Source organism: Tautonia plasticadhaerens (assembly GCF_007752535.1).
Taxonomy (GTDB): Bacteria; Planctomycetota; Planctomycetia; order Isosphaerales; family Isosphaeraceae; genus Tautonia; species Tautonia plasticadhaerens.
Genome location: NZ_CP036426.1, coordinates 386,661 through 410,836, shown reverse-complemented (window position 1 = coordinate 410,836; position 24,176 = coordinate 386,661). Strand labels below are relative to the sequence as shown.

17 protein-coding genes are annotated in these 24,176 nt (G+C 72.2%); 3 read left to right on the top strand and 14 right to left on the bottom strand.

Annotation, left to right across the window (positions count from 1 at the left end):
- Positions 1-663: 663 nt before the first annotated feature.
- The 5 genes from ElP_RS01555 to ElP_RS01535 all read right to left on the bottom strand — a co-directional run bounded on the left by ElP_RS01555 (position 664) and on the right by ElP_RS01535 (position 7,106).
- On the bottom strand, positions 664-1,038 hold the full coding sequence (locus ElP_RS01555) for a hypothetical protein (RefSeq protein ID WP_145266608.1): 375 nt from the start codon (positions 1,036-1,038) through the stop codon (positions 664-666).
- A 96-nt stretch (positions 1,039-1,134) separates the two neighbouring features.
- A complete protein-coding gene (locus tag ElP_RS01550) occupies positions 1,135-2,652 on the bottom strand; it encodes a Gfo/Idh/MocA family protein (RefSeq protein WP_145266606.1) in 1,518 nt (505 codons plus the stop codon).
- A 479-nt stretch (positions 2,653-3,131) separates the two neighbouring features.
- On the bottom strand, positions 3,132-4,286 hold the full coding sequence (locus ElP_RS01545; RefSeq protein ID WP_145266604.1) for a Gfo/Idh/MocA family protein: 1,155 nt from the start codon (positions 4,284-4,286) through the stop codon (positions 3,132-3,134).
- 112 nt (positions 4,287-4,398) lie between these two features.
- Positions 4,399-5,352, bottom strand: coding sequence for a hypothetical protein (locus ElP_RS01540; protein WP_145266602.1), 954 nt, complete (start codon positions 5,350-5,352; stop codon positions 4,399-4,401).
- Between the two features lie 1,100 nt (positions 5,353-6,452).
- Positions 6,453-7,106 (bottom strand): peptidylprolyl isomerase, encoded by a 654-nt coding sequence (locus ElP_RS01535; protein ID WP_315852658.1) that lies wholly within the window; start codon positions 7,104-7,106, stop codon positions 6,453-6,455.
- Positions 7,107-7,475: 369 nt separating this feature from the next.
- On the opposite strand from ElP_RS01535, the gene ElP_RS01530 reads away from it, so the two are divergent.
- Genes ElP_RS01530 through ElP_RS01520 form a run of 3 tightly spaced genes read left to right on the top strand, consistent with a single transcriptional unit; the run spans position 7,476 to position 9,988 of the window.
- Positions 7,476-8,372 carry a DUF1559 family PulG-like putative transporter gene (locus ElP_RS01530; protein ID WP_145266600.1) on the top strand — a complete coding sequence of 299 codons (897 nt, stop codon included), beginning with the start codon at positions 7,476-7,478 and terminating at the stop codon, positions 8,370-8,372.
- A complete protein-coding gene (locus ElP_RS01525; protein ID WP_145266598.1) occupies positions 8,362-8,841 on the top strand; it encodes a carboxypeptidase-like regulatory domain-containing protein in 480 nt (159 codons plus the stop codon). The genes ElP_RS01530 and ElP_RS01525 overlap by 11 nt, the downstream gene beginning before the upstream one ends.
- A gap of 7 nt (positions 8,842-8,848) precedes the next feature.
- Positions 8,849-9,988 (top strand): PepSY-associated TM helix domain-containing protein, encoded by a 1,140-nt coding sequence (locus tag ElP_RS01520; protein ID WP_145266596.1) that lies wholly within the window; start codon positions 8,849-8,851, stop codon positions 9,986-9,988.
- Positions 9,989-10,014: 26 nt separating this feature from the next.
- Here ElP_RS01520 and ElP_RS01515 read toward each other — a convergent pair whose 3' ends face one another.
- From ElP_RS01515 to ElP_RS01475, 9 genes are all read right to left on the bottom strand, one after another.
- Positions 10,015-11,445: a RuBisCO large subunit C-terminal-like domain-containing protein gene (locus tag ElP_RS01515; RefSeq protein ID WP_145266588.1), complete on the bottom strand. Its 1,431-nt coding sequence runs from the start codon at positions 11,443-11,445 to the stop codon at positions 10,015-10,017.
- A gap of 96 nt (positions 11,446-11,541) precedes the next feature.
- Positions 11,542-15,060 carry a WD40 repeat domain-containing serine/threonine protein kinase gene (locus ElP_RS01510; protein ID WP_145266586.1) on the bottom strand — a complete coding sequence of 1,173 codons (3,519 nt, stop codon included), beginning with the start codon at positions 15,058-15,060 and terminating at the stop codon, positions 11,542-11,544.
- The gene (locus tag ElP_RS01505) at positions 15,057-15,404 is read right to left on the bottom strand and encodes a hypothetical protein (protein ID WP_145266584.1); all 348 of its coding nucleotides are present in this window, start codon (positions 15,402-15,404) and stop codon (positions 15,057-15,059) included. The genes ElP_RS01510 and ElP_RS01505 overlap by 4 nt, the downstream gene beginning before the upstream one ends.
- A 470-nt stretch (positions 15,405-15,874) precedes the next feature.
- Entirely contained in the window at positions 15,875-18,538 is a 2,664-nt protein-coding gene (locus ElP_RS01500; protein WP_197446638.1) for an alkaline phosphatase D family protein, read from the bottom strand.
- Between the two features lie 2 nt (positions 18,539-18,540).
- Positions 18,541-19,299: a NifU family protein gene (locus ElP_RS01495; protein WP_231749392.1), complete on the bottom strand. Its 759-nt coding sequence runs from the start codon at positions 19,297-19,299 to the stop codon at positions 18,541-18,543.
- A gap of 13 nt (positions 19,300-19,312) precedes the next feature.
- Positions 19,313-19,732, bottom strand: a complete 420-nt coding sequence (locus ElP_RS01490) for a VanZ family protein (protein ID WP_145266580.1) — start codon at positions 19,730-19,732, stop codon at positions 19,313-19,315.
- Positions 19,733-19,974: 242 nt separating this feature from the next.
- Positions 19,975-20,784 (bottom strand): hypothetical protein, encoded by an 810-nt coding sequence (locus ElP_RS01485; protein ID WP_145266578.1) that lies wholly within the window; start codon positions 20,782-20,784, stop codon positions 19,975-19,977.
- A 245-nt stretch (positions 20,785-21,029) separates the two neighbouring features.
- Positions 21,030-22,319 (bottom strand): hypothetical protein, encoded by a 1,290-nt coding sequence (locus ElP_RS01480; protein WP_197446637.1) that lies wholly within the window; start codon positions 22,317-22,319, stop codon positions 21,030-21,032.
- Positions 22,320-22,658: 339 nt separating this feature from the next.
- The gene (locus tag ElP_RS01475) at positions 22,659-24,023 is read right to left on the bottom strand and encodes a Gfo/Idh/MocA family protein (RefSeq protein WP_145266576.1); all 1,365 of its coding nucleotides are present in this window, start codon (positions 24,021-24,023) and stop codon (positions 22,659-22,661) included.
- Positions 24,024-24,176 lie beyond the last annotated feature (153 nt).

The window sequence follows — 24,176 nt, the reverse complement described above, 5'->3', positions numbered from 1 at the left end:
ACAGGCCATGGAACCATCCCAAGCTTTTTGGTGCTGTGATTCTGTCAATGCTTTTGTGCTTGTCGCTAACTGTTCCTGTTTGATCGCGAATTGTTTTATATCTCTGTATCTTCTAAATTTGTACGTGGCCCACTGATGGTTTAACTGAGCTTCCCAATCATCGAATTTCGTTTCGTTGAAACCACGCTTTAAATCCTTCTTTAGCATGCTTAGAATAAATGGCCATGTGGCTAAATTGTCTCTAATGTTGAATATGCTTGGAATTTCAAGTGTGTCCTTGCGTATCGATGACATCATTCCCCATCGAAATTCAAAATCGCTTATTGCGCCATCGATGAACAAAATGCAACAGGATGAATCGTCCATTAATTTAATCAATAAATCTTCCGAATTAATCAATCTGAAACAGGCGACCCCCTTGAGTTTCTTTTCAATTTGATAGGCTAAGCTGTCGTCTTTCCAGATTGGCAAGCACAATCCTTTGCTCGTCATTATTAACAGGAAATTGTCTTGATTGCCGGAGATTATTACCGGAATCCAATATTGTCGATTCAAGATAATCATATGGTGCTGAATCCGCAGATCGACATACATTATTAGGTGCAGGCGGGGAGGCTGGTCGTGCCGACTCCAGCCCGGCTTGCCGGCTTGATCCTGGCGAGCTCAACGTCGTCCAGTGTAGTGTACGATGGGCCGGATGCAAGCATCAATCTTGTGGGCCAAGAGAAGGATGTCCGGGGCGGGATTGTCGTCGACGACGGTGAAATTGTCGTCCGAGCGGATCAAGTGGAGCATCGTATTAGCGAGGGAAGGATCGGGGCCGAGCTGCTCCCAGGAACAGGCGGTGGGACTGTCCTGGTAGACGAAGAGTTCATCGGGCAGAGACGCAGGCAACTCGGGACGGAGGGAGAACGGCTCGCCGGTGTTGGCGTCCTCGGCGACGGCGTCGGGCCAGTGGGCGAGGATGACCTTGAGGGCGAGGCGCATTCTGGCCGGGCCGGCGTCGGTGGGGATGATTGTGTCAGTCCCGCCGATCATGGGAGTGCTCCCCTGGCGGTTATCGGATGGCCCGGCGGGGTGGCTGGGGTCGAGATGACCCCAGCCATCCGGGAGTTGGCGGTTAGCGAACCGAGATCAGGCCCGCTTGGCGGGGTCCTGGCCGTCGACCCAGTCGCCTTCGAGCTTCTGGTAGTCGGGGGGGAAGAGGACGGAGCCTTCCTTCACGTCGGCGTCCCAGCCCATGACGTGCTGGGGCAGGCCGCGGTTGTGGGAGACCTTCTCCCACTTCTTGGCCCAGGAGTCGTCGGCCTCGGAGGCCTGGCCGTTCTCCTTGTCGAAGAAGTAGGCCTTGCCCTGGCGGTAGCTGTCGACGCCCAGGTTCACCGTGGCGATGGCGGCGTAGCCGAGGTCGGCCGGGCAGAGGGTCTCCTGGTTGCGGCTCCGGACGCAGCCGATGAAGTGCTTCCAGAGGGCCCGGGTGTCGGCGTCGCCCCGGGGGTCGAAGCCGGCGTTCACGCGCTCCACTCCGTCCTGGCCGGCGCTCTCGCGGCTCGGCGGGGCGGGGGCGCCCCGGAGGACCTGCGGGGTGATGTCGAACCCCTCGTAGGTGAACTTGATCGTGCCGGTGTGGCCCCGGATCACCTCGTCGATGGGCGTGTCATTGGCCATGGTGGCCGTGACGATCACCTGGGCCCCCTCGTCGTAGTCGGCCACCACGGTGGCGACGTCCGGCACGTCACGGCCGTCATACTCCAGGTACAGGCCGCCGCCGCCGACCACCCGGCGCGGGAACCGCAGGCCCAGGGCCAGCAGCATGTGGGTCAGCTGGTGGACGAACAGGTCGGTGTACATGCCGCCGCCGAAGTCCCAGTAGCAGCGCCACTGGGCGTAGCGGGCCCGGTTGAACGGCTGGTCCTCGGCCAGGCCGAACTCGGTGCCGAGGAACATCTTCCAGTCGACCGTCTTGGGGTTCATGTCCTCGGTGAGCGGGTAGTACCGCCACTGGCCCATGGCGCTGTTGCGGTAGTACTGGGTCTGGGCCTGCATGACCTTGCCGATCTGGCCCTTGGTGATCCGCTCGTTGGCCATCCGCCACTGCGGATGCGCCGTCGACTGCACGCCGACGGTGAAGACCTGGCCGGTCTTCTTCACGGTCTCGGCCACACGACGAGCCTCGTCGATCGTGTGGGTCATCGGCTTCTCGCAGTAGACGTCCTTGCCCGCCTCCATGAAGTCGATGCACTGCTTGGCGTGCCAGTGGTCGGGGGTGGCGACCAGCACCGCGTCGATGTCGTCGCGGTCCAGCAGGGTGCGATAGTCCTTGGTGACGTTCTTCTTGTCGTCGACGTTCAGGCCGCACTTCTCGGCCGAGGGGTAGAGGCCGCGGCCGACCTCCTTGTTGCCGTCCCAGACGTCGCAGACGGCGGCGATCTTGACGTTCTCCTCGTCGCCGAGCTCCAGCAGGTGGTTGATGTGGCCCTGGGCGCGGCCGCCGGGCCCGATGATGGCGAAGTTCAGGCGCTCGTTGGCGCCCTGGACCTTGCCGATCGCCGGGTGCGGGTAGGCGACGCCCGCGGTCGCGGCGGCGCCCGCGGCCAGGCCGGAGGTCTGGAGGAAGTTGCGGCGGTTCACCGGCGTCTTCTTGTCGGTCATCGGGAGTTCGCTCCGGTCAGGGCGGGAATGGGTTCGGTCGCGGGGCCGATCCGGGACCGGCCGGCCAGGGGCCGCCGGCCAGGCCGGGGAGCGAGTCGGCCTGCGATGCGGATATTCCCGCGATCGCGGGCGGACCCCTCGCCTTGCGGCGGCGGGCCGGGCAGGCGGGCGGATCGGGACCCCGACATACTGCCAACGGCCCATCCTACCCGAACGGGACGGCGAGGGGCGAGGGGGCGGAACCGGGCGGGTTCGGGGCCCGAGTCGGCCGATCCGGGACCGGCCTCGGGCCCATCGGGCGGGGCATCCCCCGGTGCCGGGCCGGCCGATCGACGGGATCACCCGCCCGGGTCGCGGGCGTCGCCATGATGGGGGGCCGGGGCCTCGTCTCCGAGTCCCCGGGACGACGGCCAACCTCCCCGGCGACGCGATCGGCCGGGTGAGCGCGGCGAGACTCCCGATCGGTGTCGGGGCCGGGTTCAGGCGGCCGGGCCGGATCCGACCTCGTCGAGGCCCACCACCCGACGCTCGTCGACCGCCTTCCGCACCAGCAGGGCGGTCAGCGTCGCGTCCCGGGCCTCGGCCAGGGTGACCGGCGGGGCGATGGGCTCGGGGGACCGGATGGCGAACAGGAAGGAGGAGAGGGCGAAGCGGGTGTCGGGCAGGTTGCCGGGGTGCAGGGCCCGGCGGGGGAGGGAGCGGTCCCGGAAGGTGGCGGTGCCGGTGCCGAAGTCGAAGCCCCCGGCGGTGCCGACCACCCGCTGGGAGATCCCGGTGAAGGAGTCGTCCGCCGGATCCACCCAGCTATGCACGAACGAGGCGTGGAAGCCGTCCGGCCACTCCAGGGTGACGGTGTAGTGGTCGGTCACGTCCCGGCCGGGCCGGAGGTCGGCGAAGACGTCGCGCCGCCCGTAGCCGCAGGCCCGGGCCGGGGGCCCCCCGGCGATCCAGTGCAGCCAGTCCCAGACGTGCACCCCTTGTTCCATCATCCAGTCGCCGGATTGCTCCCGCTTGCCCAGCCAGCCGAGGTGGCCGTCGACCGGGCCGTTGCTGCTGGTCCAGGAGGATCGGGCCTCGAGGATCGAGCCGAGCTCGCCGCTCCGGATCAGTTCGACCCCTTCTCGGAACCGGGGGTTCGACCGGCGCTGAAATCCGACGTGGACGACCTGATCGGGGCGTCGATCGGCCTCGGCGATCAGCAGGTCGCACTCCTCCAGGGTCAGGCAAAGGGGCTTCTCGGCATACAGGTGCTTGCCGGAGGCCAGGGCGAGGCAATTCCAGGAGAGGTGATGCACGTTGGGCAGGGCGACGAGCACCGCCTCGACGTCCTCCCTCACCAGCAGGTCGGACGGGTCGGCGTACTCGTCGGGCCGCCTCCCCCGGGCCTTCTCGGCGATCCCGCAGGCCCGGCGTCGGTGCCGCTCCTCGACGTCGGCGACGGCGACGATCTCCGCCTCGGGGAGGTCCAGCGCCGCCCTCAGCAGCGCCGTCCCCCGGTTGCCCAGGCCGATCAGCCCGAGCCGCACCGGGGGCAAGTTCATCGCCCCCTCGACCTCCCTCCCCTGCGAGATCGCCCAGCCGGCGGCGGCGGAGCATCCCAGGAAGTGGCGTCGGTTCATCCGGATCGGGGGCATGGGAGCCTCCCCTTCGGCTCGGGTCGGGTCGGGGCGTGCGCGCGGTCGTCTCCAGGAAATCCAGTGTAGCAGCGCCCCGGCGGCGACGACAACCGACGGCGTCCGGGTCGGCTCACGGCCGACGGCCGCGGACGCCCGACGAGGCCCGTCGACGCCCGAGGGCCCTCCAGCCCGAGACGAGCCCGGCCAGGCCGAGCCAGGCGACGACCGAGGCGGGCTCGGGGGTGGCCACCGGGCGGAGCCAGTGGGGCCCGGAATCGATCAGGCCGCCGCCCTGCTCGATGGGCCTCCGGATCTCGCCGAAGGCGTAGATCCAGCCGTCCTCGGTCACGTCCCATGCGTCGGTGAGCGACCATTCGCCCAGCCCCCCGGTCAGCAGGTTCAGGTCGAGGACCGTCTCATCCAGGACGACCACGGCCTTCCAGTCGGACTGGCCGACGACGACGCCGTCGTCGTTGATCGCCTTCGCCGAGCTGTGGCCGATGCCGATGCTCTCGATCGGCCGGAACCCCCGCTCGTCGTCGAACAGGAAGATCTGCCCCGAGTACGGCCCCTCCGGCCCGAAGGCGGAGATCTGCCCGGCGACCTGCCCCCGGTTGTTGATCGCCGTGGCGGCCATGTGCAGCTCGGGGTGGCCCGGGGCGAGGTCGATCATCGCGCCGTCGCGCCACAGGAAGCCGCGTTGCGCCATCCCGTCCCCCGAGCCCGAGGCATGGCCGACCACCTCGCCCCGGTCGTTCAAGGCCAGGGCGACGGTGCTGCCGCCGTAGAGGACGCCGAGGTCCCGTCGGCCCTCATCTCGGCCCTCAATGAGCAGGTCCCTGCTCATGAGGTAGGAACGCGCATGGCTGGTCGGGGCCTCCGGCTCCCAGACCGCGTAAGCATCCACCTCGAGCCACTGGCCCCTGGCGTTGAGGGACCGGTCGTGGTACGGGCGGGCCGAGGCCGGGAGCAACTCGTAGCGGATCGCGCTGGCCGAGGCGGGGCTCGCCGCCAGGGAGAGGGCGACCACGCCGGCGAGGGCGAGGGCCGGGGACCGATGGCCGATCGGGGCGGTTCGGGGCATTTGCCGACTCCGGGCCGACGGGATCGGGCCGACCGTTCGCCGAGATCCGGCGATGCATGCGCGGCACCCTGCTCCCGGGGTCGCGGCATCGTAATCGGGCCGCCCCGGCCGTCAAGCCGAACCCCGCCGTCGCCGGAGGCGGCGATCCCGGTCCGTCCCGCTTCCCTTCGAGCGGAGCCCACGCCCTCCCGGCCTTCCCCCGTCCCATTTCGTGTGACTGCCGAGCGACGATCTCACGATCTTATGGTCAGGGGCCCTCCCTCCCCGACGCGCCCGGCCCGGCCCTCGACCGCCCGGCCCCGACGACTCGACTCCTTGGCAATCCGAACCGACCCAGCCCCCGGGCCTCCCCGATCCGGCGCGACACCCCCGCGCAAGAACGAACCCAACGCCCCGGGCGCGTCCGCCGGGACGGCCCCGACCGGATCGGCGCAACCCCTGAATCGGGCTGGGGAATGACCGATCGACCCCCTCCCACCTCGGGCGCACCGACCGGCGCACCTCGGGCGCACCGCAGGCGCACTGACGCGCCAGGCCGGGGCCGTCGGGGCGTCACCGCCCCCTCGTCATCGGTCCCGAGTGCCGGGCCGGGGACGGGACGCCCCCCGGCGATCCCCGAGGCGATCCCGTCCCCCGTCCCCCGAGGGAATGCCCGCGCGAAACGAACCCAACGCCCCGGTCGTGCCGACGGAGCGAACCCAATCGAATCGGCGTAAATCGTTCCACGACAAAGACAATTCACCAGGACGGTCCGGCGCACCGGGGGCGCACCGACGGCGCACCGGGCGCCGCCATCCGGCGCACCGGGCCGTCTCCCGGTCCGACCCCGGCGCTCCCCCCGGCTTCCCGGGCTCCGACGCAACCGACCGCGCCAAAACGAACCCAACGCCTCGGGGGGCTCGACGCGGAGCGAACCCAATCGGATTGCCGCAAACCAGGCCCACAAAAGAACAATCGCCGAATCGACCCGGCGCACCGGGGGCGCACCGGGCCGAGTCCGGGGGTCACGCCCCCGGGACGGGAGGGCGGGGCGGGGGCGACGGCCGAAGCCGTCACCCCCGTCGATCGTCGCCCGAGGGGCGGGCGGCCCAGGGGGCCGGTCAGGGGCCGGCGCGCCGGGCCGACTGGATGACGACCGGCTCGACCGGCACGTCGTCGAAGGGGGCCGTCTGGCCGCCGGTGACCTTGGCCGGGGCCCGGCCCGTCTGCACCCGGGCGATCTGGTCGACCACCTCCATGCCGTCGACCACCTTGCCGAAGACGGCGTAGCCCCAGCCCCGGGTGGTCTTGTTGGTGTGATTGAGGAACTCGTTGTCCCCGAGGTTGATGAAGAACTGGGCCGAGGCCGAGTGCGGGTCCGAGGTCCGGGCCATCGCCAGGGTCCCCCGCTCGTTCTTCAGGCCGTTGTCGGCCTCGTTGAGGATCTGGTCCCTCGTCGGCTTTTCCTGGATCGGCTGGCCGGCCGAGAAGCCGCCCCCCTGGATCATGAACCCCTGGGGCTGCTGGGGGTTGGGGCCGATCACCCGGTGGAAGACCGTGTTGTCGTAGTGGCCGGAGTCGACGTACTGCAGGTAGTTCTCGACCGTCTTGGGGGCCTTGTCCTGGTAGAGCTCGACGGTGATCGGGCCCTTGTTCGTCTCGAGGACGACCCGGGGGTTGGCGTTGGCGTCCTTCGACTCGTCCTGGCCGAAGGCCGTCCCGGAGGCGAACATGGCGAAGATCATGGTGGCGATCAACCGGGGTGTGGTGCTCATGGTGGGGTCGTTCATCCCTTGGGCCTGTCCCGCCCCCGCCGGGGGCCATCCCCGGGCCCTCCGGCCCGAGGGGACCCCGCCCGGGCCGGGCGTGGTGCGATCCCTCGATCGTCAATCAGGGAGGCCCGGCCGGGGGCCGGGCCTCGGGCCCCCCAGTGTAGTCACTCCGCCCCCGATGTTCGAGGCCGGCCGGCCCCACCCCGCGGGTGGAATCCAGCCCCCTTGAAATGGCGGGCCGATGCGACTAGACTCGCCGCGGATGAAATTGAGTCTCAATAGCGAGCAGGATTCGATCCCGATCTCCGCCCCGACCCGCCCGCACCGGACGACCCCGCCATGACCAGGACCTCCCCGAAGTTTCCGCGACCGATGCCCGACCGGCGCCCCGGCTTCACGCTGATCGAATTGCTCGTGGTCATCGCGATCATCGGCGTGCTCATCGCGCTGCTCCTGCCCGCCGTGCAGAGTGCCCGCGAGGCCGCCCGGCGGATGCAGTGCACCAACAACCTGAAGCAGATCGGCCTGGCGCTGCACAACTACGAGAGCGCCCTGAGGGCCGTGCCCCCGGGCCGGATCGTCTTCGAGTACGCCCCTGACCAGTACACGGTCAACGGCGTGCACACGATGATCATGCCCTACGTCGAGCAGGTGAACCTGGAGGGCCTGTACAATTACGACGTCGGCTACGACGGCCCGGGCAATCAGACCGCCGTGACCACGCAGGTGGCCGCCTACGTCTGCCCGTCGGTCCCGGAGGGGAACCGGTCGCTGGAGATGATCAACATCTGGGGGGCCGTGCAGACCCCCGGCGGCCGGGCGGCGGCCACGGACTACTACGCCGTCCGCAACGTCCGCAACGCCGCCGGGCAGCCGCTGATCGGCGTCTTCGGCCTGCCGGACCCGAGCTTCGAGCAGATCCGGGACGGGCTGTCCAACACCTTCTGGGTCATCGAGATGGGGGGCAAGCCGACGCACTACCTCCGGGGCATCGCCCAGCCGTCGGCCCCTCCCGACTTCAACTGGTACGGCCCCTGGGCCGGCAACAACGGCCTGGCCCTGAACACCTTCACCGCCGACGGCCGGATGATCCCCGGCCCCTGCGTAATGAACTGCTCCAACGAGTTCCAGCCGATGGGCTTCCACCCCGGCGGCGCGAACTTCGGCTTCGCCGACGGCTCGGTCCGTTTCCTGAAGGAGACGATGAACCCCGACGTCTTCCGAGCCTTCGGCTCCCCCAAGGGGGGCGAGGTCGTCGATGCCTTCTGATCGGAGCCGGTGCGCCGGGATCGGGCTGCTCGCCGCGATGCTGCTCGCCGGCTGCGGGGAGGGACCTGGGGCCGGCCGGCTGGCGGTGTTCCCGGCCGGAGGGTCGGTGCTCGTCCGGGGGGAGCCGGCCGAGGGGGCCCGGGTGATGCTCCACCCGGCCGACCCCGGGGTCGCCGCCGCCGGTCTATTCCCCCACAGCACGGCCGACGCCTCCGGCGCGTTCGCGCTGACGACCTACGAGGCGGGGGACGGCGCCCCCGCCGGCCGCTACCGGGTCTCGGTCACCCGGCCCGACCCGGGCTTCGTCCCGAAGACCCCCGAGCAGCGCGAGGCGGTCGCTTTGGGGGAGCCGGCGCCGGACCTCCTCCGTGGCCGGTACGCCGACCCGTCTCGGTCCGGCCTGGAGGCCGAGATCGTCGCCGACGGGGACGGCTCCGCCACGGTGCTGCCGACCTTCGACCTCCGCTGAGGCCCCGATGCGCACGCCCTGGAAGTCCCGGTTCCGCGCCCTGCATCGCTGGCTCGCCCTGGCCGCGAGCCTGCCGCTGATCGTCGTGGCGACGACCGGGGCGCTGCTCGCCTTCCCGGAGCAGACGCGGCGGATCCTCTCCGGGGACGGCCCGGCGGCGGCGGCGGGAGGGGGGCTCCTGCCCCCCTCGGCGCTCCTCTCGGCGGTCGAGGCCGCGCTGCCCGAGGGGGAATCCGTCAGCCGGCTGCACTACCCGGCGGTCCCGGGGCATTTGTTGATCGCCGAGACGCCGGGCTACCGGGTCGCCCTGGACCCCTCGACGGCCGGGGTGCGTCGGGTGACCCCGGTCGGTCGGGACCCGGTGGCCGTGCTCACGAGGATCCACGTCGAGCTGGTCGCCGGGGAGGCCGGACGGTGGGTCACCGGGCTGTCGGCCGGGGCGCTGGTGCTGCTCTGCGGCTCGGGCCTGAGGCTCTGGTGGCCGGTCGGCCGGTGGCGGGCGTCGTATTTCCTGGTGAAGCTGGACGTCGGGTGGAAGCGGGCGAACTTCGACCTGCACCGGGCCTCGGGCCTGGCCTTCGTCCTGCCGCTGCTGCTGATGGGTCTGACCGGGGCGACGATCGCCTTCTGGGCGGTCGTCGCGCCGATAATCTACCTGCTGACGTGGTCGGGCCCGACGACGAGGCCAGACCTGAACGTCCGCCCGCCGTCGGCCGGGGCGTCGATGATCTCGCCCGACCGGGCCCTGGCCGTCGCGATGGCCCGGCACCCGGGCTTCGAGCCCCGGCGGTTCTACCCGCCCGCCGGCCCCGACCGGCCCTATCGCGTCTTCCTCGACCCTCCGGGAGAGCACGAGGTCCGGGTCAACGAGGCCCGGCTGGAGATCGACCCATACACCGGGGAAATCCTGTTCGAGGAGGGGCCCAGGTCGATGTCCCGGGGCGATCGCGTCCTGCGATGGATCCTCCCGCTGCACTTCGGTACCTTCGGCGGGCCGGCGACGAGGCTGCTCTACCTGGCCGCCTGCCTGGGCCCGATCCCGCTGGCGGCGACCGGCGCGGTCCTCTGGTGGAACCGGCGGCGGAAGCGGCCGGCCCGACGGGCCGGGGCCCCCGGGGAGCCGGCCCGGTCGCTCCAGTCGGCCTGACGGCGACGACGGCGGGCGGGCCGGGATCAGCCGGCGCGGTCGGGGTAGCGCTGGGATAGGGCCCGGCGCAGGGCGGCGAGCTTCCGGCGGTCGGCCAGGGCGACCAGCTCGTCGAGGTGCTTCTCCATCGGCACGCCGGCCATGGAGCCGGAGCGGTGGACCTCCAGCGCCTCCCGCATCGCCTCGGCGCCGAGGCGGGGCTCGTACGTGCCGGAGTCGTCCTTGATGGAGTTGATCGCCGAGCCGGCCAGGAAGAGGATGTGGTCGGTCAGGCCCCGCGCCTCGGCGTCCTGGAGGTTGAGGATGACGTTGCCCTGGTCCAGGGCGCCGGCCCGGGCGATCATCGTCGGGTTCAGCCCGCCGGGCAGGGGACGGGAGAGGGCGACCTCGGAGGCGAGCCACTCGGCCCCGTAGGGGCGGAGGAAGGGGGTCCCGGGCTTGACCGGTGCGGTCTGTCGGAAGTCGATGCCGTCGAGCCGGGCGAGCAGGTCGATCACCTCTCGCCAGATGGCCCGGGTCCGGGTGCCGATCCCGGCGTTGTGGCCGTAGATGGCCGGCGGGTGCGACAGGTGCCTGGTCGCCTCCCGGACCATCCGCACGGCGCCCCCGGCGAAGGTCTCGCTGAACATGACGCCGTTGGCCCCGGCCTCCAGCACGGCGAGCACCGTCTCCAGGATCTCGTTCGGCGCCCCGGTGACGTGGGGCGCGTAGACCAGCCCCAGCCCGCCCCGCTCGTCCCTGATCCGCTCGATCGCCGCCATCGCCCGCGTCATGCGGTCGGCGACGGGGGAATAGGGCAGGTTGGGATAGAGGTCCTCGTCCTCCTTGATGAACATGAGCAGGTCGCAGCCGGCGACCTCGCCGACGATCCGGTCGACGTCGTCCGGGGTGACGCCGGCGGTCGGCTTGAGGATGGTGCCGAAGGCGGGGCGGCCGTCGTCGAACCCGGTGAGCTTGCGGAGGCCGAAGGGCCCGTGGGCCGGGCCGGGGAAGGTGGCCAGGACCTTATCGGGGATCTGGAGCGAGACGAGCCGGGCGTCCTGGTTCTCGTAGACGTCGAAGATGATGGCCGCGGCGGTGGTGTGCAGCAGGTCGACCGAGGTGAGGTGGCCGTCCCCCTGGAGCATCATCTTCAGGGGGAAGGCGATGTGGAGCAGGCCGATCCGCCCGGTCGAGTCGAACGGGTCGACCCCGGCGGCGGTGGCGGTGCACTCGGCCAGCAGGGAGCCGGGGGGCGGGTCCTTGATGCCGCTGGTGGCGTGGTAGGCGATCTCCCGCACGGCGTCGTCGAGCGACTCGGTCCGGAAGGCGAAGAAGTAGGTGGCGACGACGTGGTCGTCGGACCTCGGCGGCGGGTCCTCGGCCAGGCGCCCCTCGACGACCCGGCGGAGGGCCGTCTCGCGGGCGTCGGGGTCTTGCCAGAGGACGTCCAGGGTCTTCGAGTCGATCGACGGCATGGCGGGGAGGGGTGGTCGCGTGGGGATGCCGGGCGAGGGCCGGCCCCGCGATCGGGGCTCGGGGAGCCTGTAGGGTTCCCCGGCGGCGGCCCCGTGTCAAGGGGCCGAGGAGGCGGTCGAGGAATCGAGGATCAGGACGTCCTCCGGGACGCGCACGGCCAGCCGGCGGCCGTCGGGGCCGAAGGCGATCGCGTCGTAGGCCTCGCCGGGGTTGCCGCCATGGGGGTTCGTCGCGGGGATTTCCATCAGCAGTTGCCGGGTCGGCACGTGCCAGAGCAGCACCAGCCCGTCCCGGCCGACGGAGGCGAGCAGGCGGCCGTCGGGGCTGAAGGCCAGGGCCAACGCCTGCGAATCCAGGGCGAGTGTCGAGAAGACCGGACGGTTCGAGGCCAGTTCCCAGAGCACCAGGCGGCGGTCGTCCCCCGCCGAGGCGAGCAACGCGCCGTCGGGGCTGAAGGCCAGGGCGCCGACGGTGCCCGAGTGCCCGGAGAGCGGCCGGAGCGGCCGGCCGGCCACCGGGTCGACGAGCAGGATGTCGTGCCCGCTGGAGGCGGCCAGCAGGCGGCCGTCCGGCGCGAAGTCGACCATGCTCATCGTGCCGGCCGAGTCGGCCCCGGGCAGCCCCAGGTCGAGGGGAGGTCCCCCGGCCTCGAGGTCGAAGAGGGAGAGCGAGACTCGCCTGCCGACCGGGACGGCGCGGTCCCGGCTGCCGTAGGCCGCCAGGCGGCGGCCGTCGGGCGAGATGGCGACCGAGCGGATGCTCACGATCCCCCCTCGGGGTTCCCAGCGGAAGGGGAAGGAGCCGGTCGTGCGGTCCCAGACCACGACGAGCGGGGGCCCGTCCCCCCCGGCTCGCCTCCCGCAGGCGGCGATGCGGCGACACCCCCGGTCGGCGTGGAGGCCGAGGAAGGACGCATCGCCCAGCTCGACCGGCCGCGCCTCCCCATCCGGCGCGAGCCCGATCGGGACGACCCCCGATCCCCGGAGGACCCAGAGGGACCGCCCCCCCGGGGAGAAGGCGAATCCGCCGCACTCGCCCCGGTCGATCGCCCACCGGCGGCTCCGATCGGGCTCCAGGGGGTGCCATCGTCGGGCCCGGCCGTCGGCGCCGGCGGAGACCAGGGCGTCGCCGTCGGGGTCGGCGGCCAGGGCGTAGAGGCGGTCGCCGTGGGCCAGCCACGGGGGGCGGATCGCCCCGGGGCCCGGCCCGTCGGGCGCCGGCAGCGGGAACAGGTGGATCATCCCGCCCCGGTCGGAGGCGGCGAGGACGGAGCCCCCCCGGAGCATCGCCAGCGCCTGGACGTCGTCCCGGAGCTTCTCGACGAGGACCGTCGCGCCCGAGCGCCGGTCGACGACCTCGAGGACGCCCTTCTTTCGGCCCACGGCGACCCGATCGCCGTCGGGGGAGAAGGCGACCCAGGTCGGCCGGCCGGCGCCTCCCCGCTCCAGGGCCACCGACCGGGACTCCAGGTCCCAGACCCGGGCCACATCCCCGGGGCCTGCGGCGGCGAGGTGGAGGCCGTCGGGCGTGACGGCGATCGCCTCGACCGCGAGGGTCGGCCCGTCGGCCTCCGGCCCCCGGAGCTCGCCGACCGGGGCGCCCGTTTCGGCGTCCCAGAGGCGGATGACCGACTCCTGGCCGCACGAGGCCAGCACCTCGCCGCCCCTCGCGAAGGCGACCTGGAAGGCCAGGCCGTCCTCGATGGCCTGGGCCCGCCAGATCTCCCGGCTCGTCTCCAGGTCCCAGAGCCGGACGGTGCCGTCGTCGCCGGCGGAGGCGAGGCGGCGGCCGTCGGGGCTGAAGGCGAGGCCGTTGACCTCCCCCTGGCCGGTCTCGATCTCGGAGACGAGACGGTCGCCGGGCCGCTCAGAGAGCCGGATCACGGCGTCCTGCCCGCAGGTGGCCATGAGCCGGCCGTCGGGGGAGAAGGCGATGAAGTAGAGCGGGGGGCCGGGGCCGGCCAGCTCGTCGAAGGGCATCTCCCCCTGCGTCTTGAGGAACCACCAGGCGAAGTCGCGCAGGTCGGGCTCGCCGGCCTCGGGGACGTGGCGGTCGAGGTACTCCTTCATCAGCAGCGGGTCGCGGTCGAGCAGGGCCTCGGCGGCGAGCTTCAGGTTGGAGACGTAGAGCAGCTCCCGGGCGAACCGCTCGCTCGACCGGGCGTGCCCGGCCGCGTCGTCGGCCCGGTTCCGCTCGGCGATCGCGGCGTCTCGGCTGGCCTTGGCATCGGCCAGGGCGTCGGCGGTGCGGGCCTGGGCCCGGGCGATCAGGACGACGGCCACGCCCAGGGCGGCCGTCACCAGGCCCAGCATCAGCAGGGCCGAGGCCACCGCGAGGCGACGGCGGTAGGCCCAGCGTGCCGCCCGGTCCAGCGGGGAGGGGCGACGGGCCAGGACGTTCCGGCCGTCGAGGAACCGCGACAGGTCGTCGGCCAGCTCGGCGGCCGTGGCATAGCGGTCGTCCGGATCCTTGGCCATCGCCTTCGCGACGACGGTCTCCAGGTCGGCCGGCACGGTCGGGTTGAGCTGCCGGATCGGCGTCGGCCGGTCCTCGATGATCCGGCGGAGGACGACGCGCCGGTCGGCGTCGTCGAAGGCGGGCCGGAGGGTGAGCAGCTCGTACAGGGTGGCGCCGAGGCTGTAGATGTCGGTCCGGTGGTCGACCGGCACACCCCGGGTGGAGGCCGCCTGCTCGGGGCTCATGTAGCGGAAGGTGCCGACGAGGACGCCGGAGGCCGTCAGGCCGGCGTCCCCTTGGAGTCGGGCCAGGCCGAAGTCGGCGATCCAGAGCCGGCCGTCGTGGTCGAGCAGCAGGTTGCCCGGCTTGACGTCCCGGTGGATCACCCCCTGCTCGTGGGCGTGCGCCAGGGCCTCGGCCGCCTGGAGGCCGAGACGGGCCACGAAGGCGGCGTGCGAGGGGCCGAGGGACGTCGGGTCGGGCCCGATGTCGGGAGGGCCCAGCCCGTCGAGGTCGAGCTCGAGGTCGAGGGCGCCCTCGAGGGCGAGGTCGATGTCGCCGTCGGCCCGGGTCGGTGCGGGCTCCTCGCCCGCGTCCCCGCCCCGGCGGAGGTCGGCGAGGACCTGGGCCAAGCTCCGGCCGTCGACCAGCTGCATCGCATAATAATGCACGCCCTCCTCGGAGCCGACGAAGTAGACCGGCACGATGTGGTCGTGGTTCAGGGCGCCGGCCGCCCGGGCCTCGACCTGGAACCGACGACGCTGCAGGGGATCCAGGGCGGACACCGCCGGCAGGATCTTGAGGGCCACCCGGCGGCCGATGCCCAGCTGGCGGGCCTCGAAGACCACCCCCATCCCCCCCCGGGCGATCTGGCGGAGGAGGACGAACTCGCCGAGCCGGCCGATCCCCTCGCCGAACTCGTCCGGAGGCAGGGCGCCGATCGGGGTCGGGCCGCCGGGCCCGGAGGGGAGGCCGAGCCGGGCCAGCAGGCCCAGCACGGGCAGCAGCCCGAGCACCCGGTCGGCGACCTCGGGTTCGTCCCGTCGCAGGGCGTCCAGGTCGACCGGCTCTCCCGCCTCGATGCGGCCGGCCAGCTCGGCGACGCGACCGGCCAGGGCCCGGTCGTCGACCTGGGTCGAGGGGTCGTGCGGGGTCATCGCGACGGCCCCCCGGCGCCGGCCCGAGCCGAGGCCCCGCGGGCCCGATCGACGGCCCGGGGGGGGCGGGCCTGCTCATCGGGCCTGGTGACGCCCGGCACGACGGCGAGCTTCCCGAACCTCAGCAGCTCCAGGTGGCGCATGACCAGCACCTCTCGGTCGTCCTCGGGGAGCCGGGCAAGGTCCCCCCGGCGGACAATCGGGCCGGGGACCTCGCCGGCGTCGACCGGCCGGGGGTCATGCGGCCTACCATCGTATCCCGGGCCGAGGCCCGCGTCCCCGCCCGGGGTGCGACCCGCCTGACGCTCCCGGCCGATCGCCGACCGGCCGTCGAAGAAAGACATGGGGTGATCGGACGGGACGCCGTCGGGCGGGATCGCCCATCGCCCGATCGACGCCCCCCGACGAGGGGACGCCGGGCCCCCCTTCGGATTCAGCCGCCCGGCGATGTCCCGCTCGGGTCGGCCCCGCCGGCGTCCCGGCGGGCTCCGCCGCCTCCGCGCTCGGCGAGCCGGAGCGGGCCGTCGACCTCGGACTCGCGACCGATCCTCACCGCGACGCAGCCCCTTCAGGAGAGCATCCCGATCGGCGACGGTCAAGATCCCCGGGAGACCGCCACCCGAGGCCAGGCATCCCCTGGGAATCGGGCCGGCGAGACGCGGCCAGCCCCAGGGGACCGCCACCTCGATCCGAGGCCGGGCGGGTCCCGGGGTGGAATCATGCGGGATTGCCCGGATCAATCTCCCTTGGGAGGCTGGCATCTCGCGGACGAGACCCCGGCGACCCGAAGGCAAGACGTCCACGCAGCGCGGCCTCAGTCCTCCTCGCCGGGCGGATCCAGCCGAGCGGCGAAGATGCCCGAGCCGCCGGGGCCGGCTTCCCAGGCCGCGACGACCGGCCCCTCGGCGCCGATCGGGCTGGACACGCTCGGGTCGTTGGCCGAGCGGAACAGCTCGATCGGTTCCTCTGCGCCCGGGAGCCGGGCGAGCAGGCGGCCGGGACGGCGGTCGAGCCAGGTGAGGTACGGGCCCTCGGGGCCCCAGCAGGCCCAGCCCTGCACGCCGGGGCCGAGGGGGCGTTCGGGCTCTCCCGGCTCGGCGGCGAAGAGGCGCCCGTCCCGCATCCAGGCGGTCAGGACCCGGCCGTCGGGGCCGGGGGCGATCGCGCCGCCGTCCATCGGGCAGGCCTCGATCGGCCAGGTCCCGACGCCGAGCTTGGCGGCCGGCTCGAAGCTCCTGCCGCCGTCGGTCGATTGGGCCAGGTACATGTCCCGGGCGCCGCCGACGGCGTCCCGCCACATGACGTGGAGCGTCCCGTCGGGGCCGAAGGCGGCCGAGGGGTGGCAGCACGGGCAGATCGGCCCGCCGTCGGGGGAGCGGTGGACCAGCACGTCGGGTCCCCAGGAGGCGCCGCCGTCCTCGGAGAAGGCACCCCGGACCTCGGCCCGGTCCTCCCTCAGGTCGACCCAGGCGCAGAACAGCCGGCCGTCGGGCCCGGCGGCCAGGGCATGCAGGCCCTCCCGGGCCGAACCCTCGACGTCGTTGATCCGGGTCGGGCCGGACCAGGAGGTGCCGGCGTCGGTGGAACGCCAGGCCTGGAGGTCGCCGTCCTTGAGCTGCCCGTACGGCCCGCCACCGACCCCGCCGATGGCCGCGATCACCACGGCGTCGGCCGTCGCCACGATCCTCGGCCCCCGCCTCATGCCCAGCGCCAGCTTGCCCGGCGACCCGACCGCAACGGGCTCGCCGAAGCTGCGTCCGCCGTCGTCGGAGGAGACGCAGCGGATCTCGTCTCCCACGCCGAAGGCGACGAACACCCCGCCGTCGGGCCCGACGGCGACCTGTGGCTGCTTCGCCTGCGAGTCGGCGACGACCCGGACGACGGCCGGCCGATCGGGCTTGGGGTCGGGCCCCGGCCCGGCCCCGATCGCGATCGCCGCCAGCGGCACCAGCAGCGCTGAGGAGGATCGGGCCCAGGCAGGGGGGAGGATCCTCCTCCTGGGATCGGCATCGGTGGAGTGCATTCGCGGAGACTCCTTGATTCGACTCGTGGGCTCAATCGACTCGGGCCTGGACATAGTCATGCTGGACGCCGCCGTCGACGTCGTGCAGTCGGAAGGTGATCGTCGGCGTCCCGTCCGGGCGGTCGACCGTGACGGAGAGGAAGCCGCCGGCGAGGCGATGGAAGCGGTGGTACTCCGGGTCGAAGCCGGGGGTGCCCCGGCGTGTTCGTCGCTGGCGGCGCCGACGGAGAATTCCCGGACGCCGGTGTCGGGGTCGACCGCGTGGTATTGCCAGTGCCGGTCGCCGCAGAGGACGAAGGCGTTGCCCGGGAACCGGGCGGCCAGCCAGGCCCGAATCTCTCCCCCCTCGTAGGCGAAGCCGTCGTTGGCGTGGTTGTCATTCTTGTTCTCGCGGTCGGGGCCGACGATCGTGGTGGGGCTGATCAACAGCTTCCAGGTCGCGTCGCTCTCGAGCATCGTCCGCTCGAGCCAGTCCTCCTGCTCGTCCCCCCAGATGGTCTTGTCGGGGCCGTCGGGCATGGTGTTCGGCGACCGGAAGTCGCGGCCCTCGACGAGCCAGATCTGCAAGTCTTCGCCCCACCGGAAGGTTCGGTAGGTGGGGCCGTCGCCCATCGGCACCTGCTCGCGGAAGATTCGGAGGCCGTCCTCGAAGGTCAGGGGGGCCATGAAGCCGGGGTCCATGGAGGGCCAGCAATCGTTGCGGAGGGTGTCGTGGTCGTCCTTGGTGAAGTAGACGGGGAGCCTCGCCAGCCGATCGAAGTGCCGGGGGAAGCCGTACATGCGCTGCCAGTGGTACCGGGCGAGCTCGACGGTCCGGGCGCGGGGGTCCTCGTTATCGTAATGGACGACGTCACCGGCAGTGACGAGGAAGTCGGGGGAGAGGCGGTCGAGCGCCTCGAACATGGCGAAGCCGTCGGGATGGCCGACGTCGGCGTACATCTGGCAGGTGTTCATGGCGAAGACGACCCGGCTCGGCTCGTCCGGCGGGGGGGCGGTGCGGAACCGGCCGGGCAGGGGGGCATGCTCGGGGACGCCGCCGGGCCCGGCGGTCTCGGCGGCGAAGTGATAGGCGGTGTCCGGCTCCAGGCCGTCGAGGGCGAACTGGTGGGAGAAGTCGGTCGAGGCGTCGACCTCGACCCAGGGGGTGGACCTCGCGTCGTCCAGATCGGCATCGGTGCCGTACCGGACGCGGACCCTCCCCGGGGCGCCGGGGCAGGCGTGCAGGAGGTGCGGGATCTCGTCGTCGGCCGGGACGGGCTCGACCGGGGGGCCGACCCGGGCCGGGCCGTCGGGGTTGCGGGCGGCCCGCTCGGTGAGCCGCATCCAGACGAGGGCCGAGGTGGGCGTGACCTCCCCCACCTTCACGCCGGTCGCCTGGCGAGAATCCGGCCCCTGGGCGGGCGCGGGGGCCTCGGCGAGGAGCAAGGCGGAGGCGGCGATCAGGGCGGGATTCATGATCATCCTCTCCCGGGTTCCCGGTCCGCCGGTCGGCGGCCGGCCATCGGCGACCGGCCGGGGCGGCCCGACCCGGGACGATGGTAGGGGGCGGTGCCGGCCCGGTGGTCGGTCAGGTCGTAGATGAGGCCGAGATGGGGGACGTGGTCGCGCAGGACGGCCTCGACGCCGAGCCGGAGCGTGGTGTCCGCCAGGCCGCAGCCCTGGCAGCCGCCCCCCATGCGGAGGTGGGCGACGTTGTCCCGCACCTCGACCAGCTCCACCCCACCGCCGTGCCCGGCGAGGACCGGGTTGACGTGCTCGCCGAGGACCGCCCGGATCCGATCGGCCAGCTCGGTCGGGGAGGGCATCGCCGCGTGGGCGGCCGGGGAGACGGCCGGTTCCCCCCCGGCGACGTGCCGCCGGATCTCGGCACCGACGCGCTTCCCCAGCGCGGGCCAGGAGTCGAGCCCCGCCTTCGAGTCCCCCAGAAGTCGACGCAGGCGGGCCAGCCCCGGCCCGATCAGCGGCGGGCCGCCGCCCGAGATCCGGGTGACGATGACCGCGTCGTGCATGATCAGCACGGCCGCCACCCCGTCAACGGCCAGCAACCGATCGGCCAGGGGAGACCCGAGGGTGTGCGATCGGTCGGAGAAGTAGGCCCACCGGCCGGGGTCGAGCGGCCGGTCGGCGACGAACCGGCAGCGCCGGGCGTCGATCGGTTCGGCCCGGATCGACATCGATTCCGAGATCGAGGCGAGGACCTTCGGCGAGCCGGCCATCGTTCCTCCCGTTTCACACCCGGCCCGGTTCGGGGGACTCGGCAGGGTCGGGGACCGGATCCCGGGCCGGCGTCCGTCTCGGGGGGCAGATCGCCAGGGCGAGTCCCAGGCCGGCGAGGTCGGCGAGCAGGTCGGCCAGGTCGCTCGAGCGATCGAGGCCGGGGATCGACTGGCCGAGTTCGCTGAGGACCGCCACGGCCAGGCCGCCGGCCAGGATCCGGGCCCTCGACGCGCCCGACCACCGCCAGAGGAGGGCGAAGACGGCGAACATCCCCGAGTGCAGCACCTTGTCGGTCGGGATCACGCCGAAGAGCTGGTCCAGCCACGACGGCTCTCCGGCCTGCCCCACGGTGCCGAGCCACGATTGGGGGGCCAGGCAGAGGACGAAGATGAGGCCGGTCCAGGAGATCGCCGGCAGGGCTCGGGGCGTCATCGGTCGGGCTCGGCCTCGCACGCAATCGACTCGGATCCGACCCGTCCGCGGCCCCATCCGTCCCCCGGGGCCTCGCCGCGTCTCCCCGACAGCATAGCCGAACCCGGCCCCCCGGGGCGACCCGCCAGCGTCGGGCGCGCGAACGCGACCCCTCCCGATCGGCTCGGGAGGGGTCGACGGCTCGGGGCCGGATCCGCGCCCTTCCCGAGGGAGTGGGGGGCGGGGCCGACCGGGCGATCGGCTCAGCGGGCCAGGTCGGCCTGCAGGTCCGCCAGGGCCGCGGCGGCGTCCTCGGGGACCGGGACCCCGGCGTCGGCGCACCGGCGGGACAGCTCGGGCAGGAAGGCGAGCCGGGCCTCCCGGTCGCGGAGCCGGGCGGCACGCAGGCCGTCCTGGGCCTCGAGCAACTCGTCGCCGGCGAGCGCGTCGCTCGACGCGTTGTAGTCGCGGCGGGCCGCGTCGTACTCGGCGGCGGCGGCGACCATCCGGGCGTACTGGACGTAGCCGTCCTCGGCCGGCCCGTCCCGGCCGCCCCGAGTCACGGCCGAGGCCGCCGTCTCGGCGACCGACCGCGCCGCACCCGAGACGATCGGGTCTCGGGCGACCAAAGCTCCGACGGCCAGGACGGCCACCGAAGCGGCCTTGTTCCTCCGGATGAAGCCCAACAGGGTTGCAAAACGGTTCATGCGTCGTACCTCCTCCATGCCGATCGTCTCGGGATGCCAGGGATCCGCGCGAGCCCGCTCGACGCGGGAACGAAGCCCCTCGTACTCGTCGGAAAGGCGGTCCAGCTCGGCCTGCAGCCGGGTCGATCGGGCGTGGGCCCGATTGCGGTCGGCCCGGATCGACTCCCGGTCGCGACAGGCCAACCGGTAGCGCCTCCCCAGTTCCTCGGCCCGCTCACGCAGGCGGTCATTTTCTTCCCCGAGCCGGTCGATCGCCTCGCGATCCTCGGCCGTGCCGGGGACGATGGCGACGCCCGCGAGGGCGCCTGGTGCGTCCCAGTCGTGGAGCACGAGGCGCTCGCGTCGCCGCCTTGCATTGCGGCTCATCGCACCTCCTCTCGCCCGCTCGCAGCATGCCCCCTACCGACCCGGCCCGCCGTCGCCCGGTTCGCGAGGAATCGGGCGAATCTCGGGGGAACACGCCTCGGGGGGGTGGGAGGAACGGGAGGGACAGGACGCTCGGCGAATCGTCCAGGCATGAACACGCAACCCCCTGCACCCCCGCCCGGACGACCCGCCCGATCCCGCCCGCCCCCCGGTTTACCTTCCGAGGGCCGGCGGCCCCGGCCCGATCAGGACTCCGCCCCCGGGGCGTTCACGAAGAGCGAATCGCGGGGGGCGGCGTAGCGGACCTCCATCTCGGGGGTCTCCACCACCTCGCCGTCCCGGGCAAGCGAGGTGACGCCGGCCATCGTCATCCCGGAGGTGAGCAGCGTCCGCTCGACGGGGTAGGGGGCATGACCCTCGACGACCATCCGCTCGATGTGGTTGATGAGCGGGTTGAAGAAGTCGGCCGTCGAGGCGGCGCGGCCGGGCATGGGGAGGTACATCTGGCAGGAGACGACCGCGTCGGCGTCGCCGATCAGGCCGGCATACGTGAAATCCCGGATCACGGGCATCATGAACAGCGTGGTCCGGAAGCCGTCCCGGTGCTCGATGTCGTAGGCGAAGGGGTCGTCGAAGTTCCGGCGGGCCCAGTCGATCGAGGGCGGGTCGGTGGGATAGCCGTCCTCGACCGGGAGGGTGTGGCTGCGGCAGAGGGCCGCCAGGAACAGCCGGGCGGTCGACTCCCGGCCCTCCAGCATCGACCAGAGGGCATCGCCCCGGAGGGCCTGGACCCGGGCGATGCCCACCTCGCCGCCCCGGCGGCGCTCCGACATGCACTGCGCCGTCTCCAGGCCGTGGAAATCGTAGCTGTCCGGCCCGCCGTAGCCGACGCAGACGCTCTCCACGAGGTCTGCGTCATACGGCAGGTCCACCGCCGGCATCCGCCAGGTCACCGGCAGTGACGAGCCGGCCAGGAACGGGAAGCCGAGGCGGCGGGAGTCCTCGACCATCTCGACGCAGCGGTCCCATTCGGTCGACAGGTGCTTGTCATTGAACACGGGCACGCTGCGGCCGCTCTCCTCGAAGACCTCGATCACCTGCTTGAAGAACTCGAAGCGCGGGTAGAGGTGCTGCCCCAGTTCGTTGCGGGGATAGCGGCCGTGCTCGCCGATGATGACCACGCCGTCGACGGCCAGCCCGGACGTGCCCATCGTCAGGGCCTCGGCGATGCTCGGATAGATCGGCACGTCGTACCGGGATGCCTGGCCCCGGGCGAGGTCCCCCTCGGGGAACTGGTCGATGTAGAGCGAGGCGAGGTCGACGGCGGGTTCGTGCCAGCCGCCTTCCCAGGCATACCCCCGGAGGAAGCGATCGATGAAGTGCTGCGCATGGGAATGCGTGCGCGACTCCGTGCCGATCAATGCGATCCGTTTCCGCTGTCGGGGCCGGGGCGCGGCCCCGGTCGAGAGGCCGGCGGCCGCGATGGCGGCCGTGGAAGCGAGGAAGGTGCGACGCGAAAGGGAGGGCGGGGTCATGGGGGATTCCTTCTCGGGGATCGGCGGGTGAGCGGGCGTCGGCGCCCGGGGTGGGGATCGGGGGGGAGGAATGCCCTCTCCCGGCGAGCGGGGAGGGGAAAACCGACTTCCGACCTTCCCCCCGATTGCGGGGGAGAACGTGGGCGCGGGCCGGGTGAGGGGGGATCGGATGACGGGCGAGGCGAGGCGAGGCGAGGCGAGGCGAGGCGAGGCGATCGTCGCCCCCTCACCCCGGCCCTCCCCCGCCCGCGGGGAGCGGGGGAGGGACCGCGACTCTCGCATTCGCCCGAGGCGGTGGGGGGTGGAATCGGGAGATCGGGAGCGGCGACGGCCGTCCCGTCAGCCGAGCGACCAGCCGTCTCGGTACTCGCGGCGGATGAACGGTTCGGCCTCGGGGGCGTTGGTCACGCGCATCCCCTCGGCATCCCACTCGATCTTCCGGCCGACCCGGTAGGCGACATTCCCCAGGTGGTTCGCCTCGGTCAGCCAGCCGGCGTATTCGAAGTTCGAGCCGGTCGGCGACCCGGTCTTGCAGGCGTCGATCCACTCGGCGTGGTGGCTGCTGGGGCGGGTGAGGAAGGGCTCGGGGCCGGTCACCCCCTCGAACTCCTCCTCGGGGAGCAGGACGTGCTTGCCGTAGTCGGACAGCAGCATCCCCTTCTCGCCGACGAACAGGTGGCCGTTCTCCCACTGCGGGATCTTGCCCTCGTCCCAGAGGTCGGGCCTAGCCGTGCCCTGGTACCAGGAGAGGGTCACCGGCGGCTGGTCGCCGCGCGGGCCGTACTCATAAACGGCCTTCATCGACGCCGGCGCGATCTCGGGGTGCGGGGGCGGGCCGAATGCCTCGATCGTCAGCGGGGCCTTCAGGTCCAGCGCCCAGAAGGGGAGGTCGTTCCAGTGGCTGCCCAGGTCGCTCATGGTGCCGTTGCCGAAGTCCCACCATCGGTACCACTTCGGCCCCGGCCAGTAGACCTCGTGGAAGGGGCGAGCCGGCGCGGGGCCGACCCAGAGATCCCAATTCAGCCCCTCGGGGATCGGCGACGAATCGCTCGGCCGCTCCAGCACCGAGACGATGTCCCGATTCTTCTCCGCGTCCTCGGGGGACTGCCGGCCCCAGGCCCGGGAGACCCAGACATGTGCCTCGCGCACCGGGCCGATGACGCCGGACCGGATCAGCTCCACCACGCGGCGATAGTTCTCGCTGGCGTGGATCTGCGTGCCCATCTGCGTGGCGACGCCGGCCTTCGCCGCGGCCTCCCGGAGGACGCGGGCCTCGTGGACGTTGTAGGAGAGGGGCTTCTCCAGATAGACATGCTTGCCCAACGCCAGCGCGGGCAGGGCGGCGGCGGCGTGGGTGTGCTCGGGGGTGCTGACGACGACGGCGTCGAAGCCGCCCGCCTCGTCGTAGAGCCTGCGGAAGTCGGAGAACCGCTTGGCGTGCGGGTGCAGCCGGGCGGCTCGGGCGACGGCGGGCTCGTAAACGTCGCAAAGCGCGACGATGTTTTCGGAGGAGACCTGCTGGAGGTTGTGGCCGCCCCGGCCGCCGGCGGCGATGACGGCGATGTCGAGCTTCTCGTTGAGGTTCCGGCCCCGGACAATCGCCGGGGCGGCGATCAGGCCGGCGGCCGAGCCGGCCACGGTCCGGATGAATCGCCGTCGCGAGGGCCGATCGGCCCGGTTCGGCGGAGTCGTCGCGTCGATCATGGGGCGTGCTCCTGTCGGGTTCCGAGGGGACAGACCGTGACGTCTCCTCCCACTCATGAATTGAATGGAGATCCGCCCCGGCGATCCGAGCGATGCGACCCCGAGCCTAACGGCTCCGGCACCCGGGCCCAAGGGCCCACCGGGACGGACTGC